The following is a 12,560-nucleotide window of genomic DNA, read 5'->3' as shown; positions in this document are numbered from 1 at the left end:
GCTAATCATCACAACTGCTTTCTCGCACGATCAATTCAACAGCCAGGATTTTTTCTATGATGTCGTCAGTCTGTTTGCGTATCAGTAAATCCACACCAGTGGCACCAAGTGCTTCCTTGTTCACCCTGATGCTGCTGAGAGGTGGAATCGACTTGGCTGCGGCGCTGATATCATCAAAGCCCACAATGGCAATGTCATGTGGCACTTTCATACCGAGGTCAAGGCAATAATGCAGCGCTGCCAGGGCGGCGCTATCGTTGTAGCAAAATACGGCATCAGGGGGACGACTCAGACTCAGCAGTTCGCGCATGGCTTCACGCACACCACCTTCAATATCACTGGGGTCGGGAATGCTGACTTCCAGGCTGGGATCTGCCAATGTCTTGGATTCATACAGAGCCTGGCGGAAGCCACGCGCCCTTTCCTGGATACTGAAATGTGCCAGCGAGCCTGAGATCATGGCGATGCGCTTGCGACCGGTCTGTATCAGATGCCGGGTCGCCAAAAAACCACCGAGCCGGTTGTCGGGATTGATTGAGGTATAGCCGCGCAAACGCATGTCCACCAGTACGATGGGTTTACTGGTGTGCAGCAGTGCTTGCAGTAACTCTGGCTCAAAAAAACCGGCGCACAAAATCGCATCTGGCTGGTGCAGGCGTATCTGTTCCATGACTGGTTCAGAGGGGCCTATTGCCACGAAAGAGGGTGCAATGCCTTCCCTGCGGCAGGCTTCTTCAGCACCATGCAGTACGGGAGAAAAAAACGGGCTGCTTGACAAGGTATTATGTTGGCGATGCAAGAGGAAAACAATGCGCCTGATACGGCCTTGCTTGAGATTGCCGAAGTCATAGCCCAGCTCACGTGCCACTTTGCTGATACGCACACGGGTGGCTTCGGTCAGCCCTCCCTGATTCTTCAACGCGCGTGATACCGTACCAATCGACAGTCCGGTCGCCTGTGCAATGTCGCGTATGGTTACACTCATACTGTGAACTCCTTGCTGGTTAAGTCAGTTTCAATATCTGTAAAACGGGCATTCATCTTGTTCATTGTGCTTAATTCGTTTTTGCGTTTATCAGTATCAGATGCCGGCCTCGACTACCTGCTACACACTTGTCATTTAAGAGAGGTTTAATAAACGAATCTGCCTTTTCAACAAGCTATAAATCACTTGAAAATATCGTGTTTTACAGAGTAACTCTTTTATACAGGTGGCAAATTCGAGGGTCAATCAACTGCTGGCAATCTGTTTTAGTTTATTAATTTTAGTAAACAGACTCAAAAAAATGCATCTCATTCGGATAAAAAAATGGCGCGCCATATGAGGCGCGCCATGCAATTCATAAAACCATGTCTAGTGTGAGGCTGAGCTTGCTTTACCCAGCTTAATACCTTGTGTATGCAGGATGCCCTGCACTTTCCAGGAGTAGAATGCCAGATACGCAAAGCAAACCACACCCACCAAATAACTCATTTGTATGCCTATTTTGTCAGCTACAAATCCCTGCAGCCAACTGACAATACCGCCGCCCATGATCATCATGATCAGATAATTGCTGCCCTGCCCTGTGTGCTTGCCCAGGCCACTGATCGCCAGGGTAAAAATACAAGGCCAGAGAGTGCTGCAAAACAGACCTATGCTGGTGAAAGCATACACACTGACCATACCAGTGGTACTCATACCTATGACCAGGCCAGTAACTCCCAGCAGAGAAAAAATGCCCAGCATTTTAGCGGGGTTACCCTGGCTTAGCATGTCAGCGGCGATCAGTATCAGTACGATGGCCGCATACACATAAAAATGACTGAGCTCATGCTGGGCAATTGCATTCACCACCAGGAACACGCTAAAAGCCAGGTAAGGTGCCAGGAATTTAAGCAACTTGCCCAGGCCAGCACGTAAATCAAAAGCCTCAACTGCTCCAGTCCAGCGCCCTATCATCAGACTGGCCCAGTACAGCGAGATAAACGGCGCGACGTCCTTGGTTTGCAAGCCCAGCTTGCTCTCCATATAGGCAGGCAGATTGCTGGCCGTGGACACTTCCACTCCCACATACACAAAAATTGCCAGCATGCCCATGACCAGTTGCGGGAACTGCAAGGCCGATTGCCGTTCAGAGCCATGCCCGGCTTCTTCATTGACCTGTACGGCCGGGCGGTCCGGCAGTGATGAAAACTTGAGCATGATGGCAACCAGCAAGAACGCTGCGCCCAGCATCAAATAAGGGAACTTGACACTTTCTATACTGAGCTGGCGGTCCATGCTCGTTGGTGCTCCAAAGATGGCAAAACTGACGATAAGCGGGCCTATCGTGGTGCCAAAATTATTTACTCCGCCTGCCAGAGTCAGTCGTTGCGAACCCGTCTCCGATGATCCCAGGGCAATAGCAAGCGGGTTGGCGGCTGTCTGTTGCAATGAAAACCCCAGGCCGACAATAAACAATCCTGACAGCATCAAAGTGAAAGAGCCAGTATTAGCCGCAGGTAAAAACAACAGCGTGCCCGCTGCAGAGATCAATAGCCCGAGCGCCAACCCGTTCTTGTATCCCAGCTTATTGACCAGATCGACACCAATGATGCGGGAAACCGCCAGATAAATAAGCGATCCCACGGTATATGCTACATAAAAAGCCAGGGAAACAAGTTGGCTTTGTTCCTGGCTGAGATGAAATGCTTCTTTAAAGACAGGGATGAGAATATCATTGCTGGCGGCAACGAAGCCCCAGAAGAAGAACACCGTCACCAGTGGTAAAAATTGTCCCCATTGTGTTTTTGTATTTGTCGCATGCATAGTGATATAAGTAGTTTAGGTTTGACTGCACATGTTGCACTTGCCAGGCTTGGTTTGTCTCTCTCTTGGAAGAGCGGTTTTATCCCGGTGCCATGATAAAAATTACCATCATCAGCACTTTGATTAGGAAACTGCTTTTGCATATATACCGCTCTATGAGCAGACATGCAATTTCAGTTTTATATTTGAATGATGTTTATAGTTTTTACTAAACATAAAGTTTATGTAAGACTTGTGGCAACAAGCAAATATTTTGCAGTGCGGCATACACAACGAACGCTGAAACCAAAGCAGCGATCAGTTGGCAATGCTGGAGAGGATGTCAATGCAGAATTCAAGTAGCCGGGATAACGCTTATTTTTTATTCGATTGACCAGCTTGAATATAGATGCCATCAAAGCGCCGTGCCAGTTCAACGAAGGCTTTCAAATAATCGATATCGACATCCGCTTCGCGCGCACCTAAAAATATCTGTTTGGCGATACCCTCGCGGCCAAGGCGGACCGCCACTACATCCATTTTCTCTGCATATTCTTCTGCCAGCCAGCGCGGCAAGGCGGCAACGCCACGGCCACTTTCTACCATCTGCAACATGATGTCGGTAGTCTCTATAGTCTTGTGCCGCTGTGGGCTGATTCCGGCTGGCATCAAAAACTGGTTATAGATATCCAGCCGGTCTATTGCTACGGGATAAGTGATGAGCACTTCATCGCCCAGCTGTGCTGGCTGCGCATAGGCAACCTTGGCCAGCGCATGTTTGCGGCTGACAACCAGCACCTGCTCGTAATCAAATACAGGTTCGAAATGCAGGCCAGGTTTGTAGAGCGGATCAGGCGTCACCAGCAAATCTATCTCATAACCAAACAAGGCACCAATGCCGCCAAACTGGAATTTTTGTTTGACATCGACATCAACATCGGGCCAGCTTGCCAGATAAGGTGACACCACCTTCAAGAGCCACTGGTAACAGGGATGGCATTCCATGCCTATGCGCAAGGTGCCGCGTTCACCGCAGGCATATTGGCTCATGCGTTCTTCTGCCATTGCCAGCTGCGGCAGCACGCGGTTGGCGACGGCCAGCAGATATTCACCTGCCTGTGTCAGTCGCAGGCTGCGTCCTTCACGCAGCCAGATATCGGTGCCCAGTTGCAGCTCCAGCTTTTTGATGGCATGACTAAGCGCTGACTGGGTCAGGAACAAGGCAGACGCCGCAGCAGTCAGTGAGCCCTGTTTTTCCACTTCCTGGATGATGGAAAGATGTATGCGTTCGAGCATAATGCATGAATAAAAGTAATCGAATAATGAGAAAACATCATTTTACTTCATGATTTGCTGACTATAGCATAGGCCTCATTCAATAATCTCAATGGAATGAAGACAACATCATGGTCATTACACATAATCTGGGCTTTCCCCGCATCGGTGCCAAACGCGAACTCAAGTTTGCGCTGGAATCTTACTGGAAAGGTGAATCTTCACGCGATGCACTGAAGGGTCTGGGTGCAGAATTGCGCCAGCGCCACTGGAGTCACCAGTCTGCACTGGACCTGACACCGGTTGGCGACTTTGCGTTTTACGACCAGATGCTGGACATGAGCTTCACGCTCGGCAATTTGCCTGAACGTGTCAGCGGTTTTCATGGCGATGTGCTGGATAATTATTTCCGTGTTGCCCGTGGCCGTTCTGCCAAAGGGCTGGAAGACCACAGTGCCTGCTGTGGCGCAGGTGATGGTGTTGCGGCTGGCGAAATGACCAAATGGTTTGATACCAATTATCACTATATCGTCCCAGAATTTACCGCTGAAACAAAGTTTGCGCTGGATGCTACACGCCTGCTGGAACAATTGGCAGAAGCCAAACGCCTGGGTGTGAAAGCCAAGCCAGTCATCATTGGCCCGGTCACTTACCTGTCCCTGGGAAAAGCCAAGGACGATACTGACAAGCTGGCCCTGCTGCCGCGCCTGCTGCCAGTCTATGCAGAATTGCTGAACCAGCTTGCGGCACAGGGCGTTGAATGGGTACAAATCGATGAACCCATACTGGTCACCGAATTGACCGCAGAATGGCAACATGCGATCAAGACTGCATACACCATATTGGTCAAGCAGACGACTGGCAAAGTCAAACTGCTGCTGGCAACTTACTTTGGTCAGTTGCAAGAAAACCTGGCGCTGGCATGCCAATTACCTGTACAAGGCCTGCATCTGGATGCCATCAATGCACGCGCAGAAGTCAGTGCTGTCGTAGAACAATTGCCACAAGACCGCGTATTGTCACTGGGTGTCATCAATGGCCGCAATATCTGGAAAACTGATCTCAACGCCGTGCTGGAATGGCTTACGCCGGTAGCAAAAAAACTGGGCGACCGTTTGTGGATAGCGCCTAGCTGTTCATTGCTGCATGTACCAGTTGATCTGAACAGTGAACAAAAACTGGACGCCGATATCCGTTCATGGCTGGCTTTTGCGATCCAAAAGCTCGATGAACTCAAGGTCTTGGCAACTGCTCTGAATCAGGGTAGCGCCGCCGTCAAAAATGAGCTGGAGGCCAACCAGGCAGCGATTACAGCACGCCGCACCTCACCACGGGCGAACAATGCAGCCGTCAAAGCCGCCGTTGCCGCCATTACTGCAGGCATGGGACAACGTCAGAGCGCCTATGCGCAGCGCGCCAGCAAGCAGGCCACATTGCTGAAGCTGCCCGCGTATCCGACGACGACTATCGGTTCTTTCCCGCAGACGGCAGAAATCCGCCATGCACGCAGTGAATTCAAGGCAGGCAGACTGGATGAAGCTGGCTATAAAGTCGCCATGCAGGCAGAGATTGCCCGCAGTGTGCGTGAACAGGAGGCACTGGGCCTGGACGTGCTGGTGCACGGCGAAGCGGAGCGCAATGACATGGTTGAATACTTTGGTGAGCAGCTTGACGGTTACACCTTCAGCCAGTTTGGCTGGGTACAGTCGTATGGTTCACGTTGCGTGAAACCGCCAATCCTGTTCGGTGACATTGCCCGCCCCAAAGCCATGACGGTGGAATGGAGCCGCTATGCCCAGTCCCTGACTGCAAAGCCGATGAAGGGTATGCTGACTGGCCCGGTCACTATCCTGAACTGGTCTTTCGTGCGTGATGACCAGCCGCGCTCGGTATCCTGTTACCAGCTTGCCCTGGCAATACGCGAAGAAGTGCTGGACCTGGAAAAAGCAGGCGTGCGCGTAATCCAGATCGATGAGGCAGCATTGCGCGAAGGCCTGCCACTGCGTAAAGCACAATGGCAGGAATACCTGGGCTGGGCAGTAGAATCTTTCCGCATCACGGCCAACGGTGCGCAGGATGAAACCCAGATTCATACCCATATGTGCTATTCAGAATTCAATGACATCATTGAATCTATCGCTGGCATGGATGCTGACGTGATTACCATAGAAACTTCACGCTCTGACATGGAGTTACTGGATGCCTTCGATCACTTTAATTACCCTAACGAAATCGGCCCTGGTGTGTATGACATCCATTCGCCGAATATCCCGACCCAGGCGCATATTGAGCAATTGATGAAGAAAGCGGCTGAACGTATCCCGGCTGAACGCCTGTGGGTCAATCCGGATTGCGGCTTGAAGACACGCGCATGGGAAGAAGTAATTCCTGCGCTGACCAATATGGTGGCGGCGGCTAAAGCCCTGCGTAATGCAGCGTAAAAGCGCAGTATAGGAGTAAGAATTGACTTGTTTCGTCAATATGTCAATTCTTCAAGCACTAAAACCGTCCCGGAAATTTCTCCGGGACATTTCATTTTCCGGACAGGATTAACATGACTGAGCGCCCTCCCCTGATTTTGCCAGAAGGCCGCAGCAAAGTACTTTTGCATTCTTGCTGTGCACCTTGTTCAGGTGAAGTGATGGAAGCGATGCAGGCTTCCGGCATCAGCTACGCGATTTACTTTTACAATCCGAATATTCATCCGCTACGTGAATATGAAATCCGCAAACAGGAAAATATCCGCTTTGCCGAACAACATGGCATAGAGTTCATTGATGCCGATTATGACCTCGATAACTGGTTTGAACGCGTCAATGGCATGGAAAATTCACCTGAACGTGGCGAGCGTTGCACCACCTGCTTTGACATGCGTTTTGAGCGCACGGCGCTGTATGCGCATGAGCATGGTTTTGACACCATCACCAGCTCACTCGGCATTTCACGCTGGAAAGACATGAATCAGATCAATGGTTGTGGTGAGCGTGCCGCAGCGCGTTATGATGATCTGATCTACTGGACTTACAACTGGCGCAAGGGCGGTGGTTCATCACGCATGATAGAGATCAGCAAGCGCGAGAATTTTTACCAGCAGGAATATTGTGGTTGCGTTTACTCATTGCGAGACACCAACCGCCACCGTCGCGAAACCGGCAGGGAAAGGATACAGATGGGCGTGAAATTTTATGGCAAGGAAAAACTGCTTTCCAGCTTGCCTGATTCTCATCTTCCTCAAGATCAGTAAGCCTGAATAAGATAAGATAGTAGTTTTCGGGCTGCGCATTTGCGTGGCGTCAGGACACACTATTGAAAACACGAGCATGGATCAGGCTGCCATCGGGCAAGCACCTGGATCTGATTAATCCCGATCCCCAGGCATGGCTGGATAGTGACCTGGCCGACAGGCTGTCCCGCACTTACCGCTGGGGTGGTGAATCTTGCTGGGCAAGGCCACTGTCAGTCGCGCAGCATAGCCTGAATGTACTGGCTTTGCGCAGTACCATGGCGGACCCGGCCTTAAGCAACGGGGCTGCGCTGCGCGAACTCCTGCATGATGGAGAAGAAGGCTTGCTCGCCTTCGATTGCATTTCACCGCTAAAGGCTGTACTGGGCGCACCGTTCAAGGCAGTCAGCGACAGATTGACAGATGCCATCGTTCAACGTTATCAGCTCCCGGCTTGGGATGATATGGATTACCGCCTGCACAAACTTGCAGATGAACTGATCGCCGCCTCAGAAGCCGTGCATTGTGCCGGCTGGCCGCGCAACGAAGTGCTGGATGTGCTGCAAATCAAACTGCCCATACTGGAAGAAGATCCACTCGCAGAAATCTATGATTGCCAGCCCTGGGAACCATGGGCACCAGATGTTGCCTGCGAACGATTTTTAGAAAAACTAATATCGCTGAAGCCTTCGTCAACATAGTCGATATAAGACTGAACGGACTTTATCGAACTGCATGCTGACATGCAGTTTTTCAGCGGCGAACCCAAAACACCAGAATCCGCAACCAGCGCGGACGCCAGGTCAATGTGAAGGCCGTACTTACTGCAGCGATGGCCAATGTCATTACCCATACCAGGGCCGCCATGGAAGCATGGTCGACCTTCAGGCAAAAAAGCAAGGACACAAATAAACCTGCAGCGCCCATGCAGCGCAACTGGGTAGTGATGCGCAAAGACCGGAGATCACTTCCACGCACCTGCTCCCAGTGTGTTTCCATTGCCAGCGCCAGCCAGCCCATGCCAGCCACACTTGCTATCAGTGCTCCAGCTAAGAACATAGAATCAAGCACGGCTAACCTCTTTGTCTGTAGCAGGTTTAGTATTTTGAGACGTAGAAGTATCGCCTGCACGGTATCTGAGATTATTTGCGGTAATCACAGCCATTCCAGCACTTGCCAGCATGAACAGGTCTACGCCAGCCACCGGCCAATAAGCTTTGCTGAGAGTTTGCACAAGGTGATCGCCTGTCGTGATCCAGTTCAGCAAAACGGCAGCTACCGCCATCGCGGCTATGGCCCAGCATTGCTCCAACCATGCTGGCGATGGCCGGGCTTTGGCGACTGGTGCGGAACGCCAGAATGCGTGGATCATGGCTAATAACCATGTGGCCCAGAACAGGTATTGCTCGAGGTCTCCACGTGCTGGCCAATTGACAGGCAGCTGGTCCGGCAACAGGCGGTTTGCTATCAGCATACCTAGTGTAGCAATCAGTGTGCCTGTGACGGTTGTAACCGCCATTGCATCAACCACGCGCACGCCCTGGCTAGCTTGCTTGGCATGCTGCTGCTTGCGCTTTTCAACAAAGAAGATGAAACCCGTAGCAATACAGACGCAACCTGCCAGGCCGCCAAATACATATAACCAGCGCAGCAGCCAGTGACGAAAATGTTGTAGATGCAAGCCAGTGAGAAATTCATTGACACTGGCAACTGCAGTTTGCGGCGGGTCTTCGCGCAGTACCGTGCCTGTCGATGCCTTGAAATGTATGCCCTCGCCAGTGAGCGCAATACGGTCAGTACCCGCACGGTAGATGCTGACATAGCCATTACTGTCACCAACATGCTGCAGGGCCAAAAAGCCGATTTCACCTGCCATACCACGCGCTGCCCAGCGCCTTTGCGCCTCGGCCATCATGGCATCTACCGATGCTAGGGGCGCAGCAGTGCCTGAACGATGCTGCGGCAAACCTGTTTCTTTGGCCTCAAGTTTTTCGTGCAACTCATGCAAAGGTTCAAGCTGGGTGTGAGTGACTGGAAAATAAATTCCGGCAAAGATAATCAGGCCCGTCAATGCAAAGAAAAAATGGAAAGGCAATGCGACAACGCCAGTCAGGTTGTGCAAATCTAGCACCCGGCGCTGGCCGCGCTTTTTAGCCCGGAACGTGAACAACTCGCGGAATATTTTACGGTGCATGACAATGCCGCTGACCAAGGCAATCAACATGACCATGGCAGAGAATCCTACTATCCAGTAACCCAGACTCAGCCAGTTCAGATGCAGGCTATAGTGCAGCGGATAAAAAAACTGGCTGCCGATTTTCAGGCGGTCATCGGGCAGTGGATTGCCATTACGTGGGTCTATGGTGCGTGAACCCCAGACTGCGTCTTCCGGGTCTTTGGCATTGGGGATTTCATAGCCAGAAAAAATGCCCAGCACCGGGTCGCGATGGGTGGTGTATGCTCCCCAGCGACGCACTGTATCGAAACGCTCAGGCATGGCACCATTGACGCGCTCGCGCATGGAGTCAACGCTGGCTGGTGTGGGCTGCATGCTTTCAAACACCGGGCGCAGCACTTTGTCAAAAGATGGCATGGGCTGAGGTGCAAAACGCGATTGCGGAATGGCCCAGCGGTCTATCTCGCGATCAAATACCGAGAGTGCACCGAAGAAGAAAACCACGATAAGGACAAAACCCAGCAACAAGCCTAACCAGGTGTGCAGCCATGCCAGTGCAAGGCGGGAATTTTGGAACATGAGGATCTACTCTCTTTAAACCAGGAAATGCTGCAACAATGAGGCGCCTGCAGCCATCAAGCCCCCTCCCCCAGCTAGCAGCAACCACAGTCGCAGCATGCTTTTTGCGATAAAGGCCCACAGGAAGGCCCCCAGATACACAAGAAAAACCAGCATGCTGCTGAGGTGCTCGGCATCATGAAATGGCATGCCGAGCGCAAACAAGCCAGCCGTACCCAGGGCAATAAAGCCCCAGGCGAAGATGTAAGCGCCAAAAATGGCGGCTACAAAGCGATGTGCCAGAACCAGCCTGGCAGGCGCGTGGCTCGCCATGGCGTCAGAACTTGTAGTTGACGTTCATATTCACGCTGCGCGGCTCACCCCAGGTATAAGTGCTATACCAGTTAAAGATGGTGTAGTACTTTTTATCGAACAGGTTTTTCACTCCAACCGAGGCCGACAGCTGTTTGCTGAACTCATAGCGTGCCATGGCGTCAAACAGCCAGTAACTATCGACCGTATGGCGTATGGTTTCGCCATTAGGCTTGCTGATATCCCCCCAGGTCTTGTCTTGCCAGCGTGCGCCACCACCCAGCGTCAGGGCATTTTGTTTATAGCTGGTGTACAGACTGAACTGATTTGATGGCGTCAGCGTAGCAACCTGCTCCCCCTGCTGGCGGGAGACATTATGTGAATAGCCCGCATGCATTTGCCAGCCTGCTGCCAGTTGGCCAGACAATTCCAGTTCGTAACCTTTGGTTTTGACGCCTTGCGCAGCACGATAGGCCACGCCACCCATAGGAGTCTTGCCACTGGTTTCTATGGCGAAGTTATCTTGCACCAATTCAAAAATGGCGGCAGAAGCATTCAGGCGACCATCAAAGAATGCGCCCTTCATGCCTACTTCATAATTTTTGCCTTCAACCGGTGCCAAGGTGCGGCCTTGCGCATCCTGATTGGATTGCGGGCTGAAGATATTGGTATAACTGGCATAGACCGAGTAGTTTTTATTGATATCGACGACTGCACCGACATAAGGCACGAATACGCCAGACTCTTCCATATTCTGTTCACGGTTGCGGTAACTGGACCAGCGGCCACCGGTGATCAGCTTTGTGCTGTCATGCAAATCCCAGCGTGCAGCGGCATACAAGCCACGTTCACGGGTAGTTTCATCATTGCCAAAACCTGGCGTCGCAGGCCATGCCGGTTCTGCGACATTGCCCTGCCAGTGGTAAAAATCTGGCACTGTAGTGCTATAGCTGGATGGTGCGCTGTAACCGTTATTGGTCCAACGGGATTTAGACAAGCTGCCGCCTATCACCAGTTCATGTTCACGCCCGCCCAGACTGAACGGGCCGCTGACATAGCCATCAAATGCATCACTGACTGTGCGCCCTACGTATTTACCCACCCACATGGAGACACCTTTACCATCTGCAGGATTGGGAAAACCACTGGCAGCTGCACCCAGTGCGGCATCATAACCATTAATTTGGTGGTTATACTGCAATCTGGCGATCCAGCTATTGGCGAATTTATGCTCCAGCGTTGCAAAGGCGGTGCGGGTGTATTGATCCCAGTGGCTCCAGTTAGTGCCATTATTGTGGGAACGCGGCATGTCATTGAATTCGCCTTTTGCATTCAGCAAGGGGATGCCACCCCAAGTCGATGCCTTCGGCGTATTGTTCTGGAAATCAGCACCAACGGTCAGCAAGGTATTGGGTGCAACATCTGCTTCCAGTATGCCGTACAGTGTCGATGTAGAACGAGAATAGCGGTCAAGATTGGACTGTTTATCCTGATAGGCGGCCACACCGCGCATGCGCACGCTACCACTATCGTTCACTGTACCGCCAACATCGATGTCGCCGCGATAAGTGTTCCATGTACCTGCCGACAATGAAGCATTGCCACTGAATTTGCGTGTAGGTTTTTTGCGGATAAGATTGATTGTCGCGCCAGGCATGCCGCTGCCTGTCAACAAACCAGTTGAACCTTTGAGCACTTCAACACGGTCGTACAGCGCCATGTCACTCAGGGTGTTACCCGCCGAGTAAGACGAATTGCGCGTCATCGGGATACCGTCATACTGGAAGTTCTGGATGGCAAAACCACGTGCGTAGTATTCAGTACGCTCGCTGTCATAAGTCACGATGCTGATGGCGGGTGTATGCATCATTACCTGATCGATGGAATTCAGATTGAAGTCATCCATCTCTTGTCGCGTGACTACGCTGATCGATTGCGGAGTTTCACGCGGCGTCAACACCATGCGGGTCGCTGTGGCGATGGTGCCGGGTGTATAAGAATCACTTCCTTCAGTGATACGACCAAGCCGGTTTGCTGTGACATTGACGTTCTGCATCGTGACAGTCGCGGGCTGAGCTACAGCCTGGATGCTCACCGCACTGCCATCTTGCGCAGCCATCAAACCACTGCCAGCCAACAGCAAATCAAGTGCTTCACGATCAGAATAATTGCCCTGAACTGCTGGCGCAGTCTTGCCTGCCACCACGGATTGCTGCAACTTTAGTTGCACGCCAGCCTGAGCTGCC

General features: G+C 51.7%; 10 protein-coding genes. 3 read left to right on the top strand and 7 right to left on the bottom strand.

Annotated elements, in window-relative coordinates:
* Position 1: 1 nt before the first annotated feature.
* From DFR42_RS02975 to DFR42_RS02965, 3 genes are all read right to left on the bottom strand, one after another.
* Complete coding sequence (locus tag DFR42_RS02975) at positions 2-985, bottom strand: LacI family DNA-binding transcriptional regulator (RefSeq protein WP_110253444.1); 984 nt, start codon at positions 983-985, stop codon at positions 2-4.
* Positions 986-1,354: 369 nt separating this feature from the next.
* Complete coding sequence (locus tag DFR42_RS02970; RefSeq protein WP_110253443.1) at positions 1,355-2,791, bottom strand: MFS transporter; 1,437 nt, start codon at positions 2,789-2,791, stop codon at positions 1,355-1,357.
* 354 nt (positions 2,792-3,145) lie between these two features.
* Positions 3,146-4,066, bottom strand: coding sequence for a LysR family transcriptional regulator (locus tag DFR42_RS02965; protein ID WP_110253442.1), 921 nt, complete (start codon positions 4,064-4,066; stop codon positions 3,146-3,148).
* A gap of 110 nt (positions 4,067-4,176) precedes the next feature.
* Between DFR42_RS02965 and metE the strand changes: the two genes are divergently transcribed.
* The 3 genes from metE to DFR42_RS02950 all read left to right on the top strand — a co-directional run bounded on the left by metE (position 4,177) and on the right by DFR42_RS02950 (position 7,969).
* Complete coding sequence (metE, locus tag DFR42_RS02960; protein WP_110253441.1) at positions 4,177-6,486, top strand: 5-methyltetrahydropteroyltriglutamate--homocysteine S-methyltransferase; 2,310 nt, start codon at positions 4,177-4,179, stop codon at positions 6,484-6,486.
* 113 nt (positions 6,487-6,599) lie between these two features.
* The gene (locus DFR42_RS02955) at positions 6,600-7,289 is read left to right on the top strand and encodes an epoxyqueuosine reductase QueH (RefSeq protein ID WP_170133399.1); all 690 of its coding nucleotides are present in this window, start codon (positions 6,600-6,602) and stop codon (positions 7,287-7,289) included.
* A gap of 62 nt (positions 7,290-7,351) precedes the next feature.
* Positions 7,352-7,969: a phosphohydrolase gene (locus DFR42_RS02950; protein WP_110253439.1), complete on the top strand. Its 618-nt coding sequence runs from the start codon at positions 7,352-7,354 to the stop codon at positions 7,967-7,969.
* A gap of 52 nt (positions 7,970-8,021) precedes the next feature.
* Here DFR42_RS02950 and DFR42_RS02945 read toward each other — a convergent pair whose 3' ends face one another.
* From DFR42_RS02945 to DFR42_RS02930, 4 genes are read right to left on the bottom strand one after another with little or no spacing between them, the layout of a single operon-like run.
* A complete protein-coding gene (locus DFR42_RS02945) occupies positions 8,022-8,327 on the bottom strand; it encodes a DUF3325 domain-containing protein (protein ID WP_110253438.1) in 306 nt (101 codons plus the stop codon).
* 4 nt (positions 8,328-8,331) lie between these two features.
* Positions 8,332-10,023: a PepSY-associated TM helix domain-containing protein gene (locus DFR42_RS02940; RefSeq protein WP_110253437.1), complete on the bottom strand. Its 1,692-nt coding sequence runs from the start codon at positions 10,021-10,023 to the stop codon at positions 8,332-8,334.
* Between the two features lie 15 nt (positions 10,024-10,038).
* The gene (locus tag DFR42_RS02935; protein WP_110253436.1) at positions 10,039-10,335 is read right to left on the bottom strand and encodes an iron uptake protein; all 297 of its coding nucleotides are present in this window, start codon (positions 10,333-10,335) and stop codon (positions 10,039-10,041) included.
* Positions 10,336-10,339: 4 nt separating this feature from the next.
* Complete coding sequence (locus DFR42_RS02930) at positions 10,340-12,433, bottom strand: TonB-dependent siderophore receptor (RefSeq protein WP_425450868.1); 2,094 nt, start codon at positions 12,431-12,433, stop codon at positions 10,340-10,342.
* Positions 12,434-12,560: the final 127 nt, after the last annotated feature.

Origin of the sequence: Undibacterium pigrum (genome assembly GCF_003201815.1) — a bacterium.
GTDB classification, from domain to species: Bacteria; Pseudomonadota; Gammaproteobacteria; order Burkholderiales; family Burkholderiaceae_D; genus Undibacterium; species Undibacterium pigrum.
Note: the sequence above shows the minus strand (reverse complement) of the source record. Positions and strands in the feature narration are given on the sequence as shown.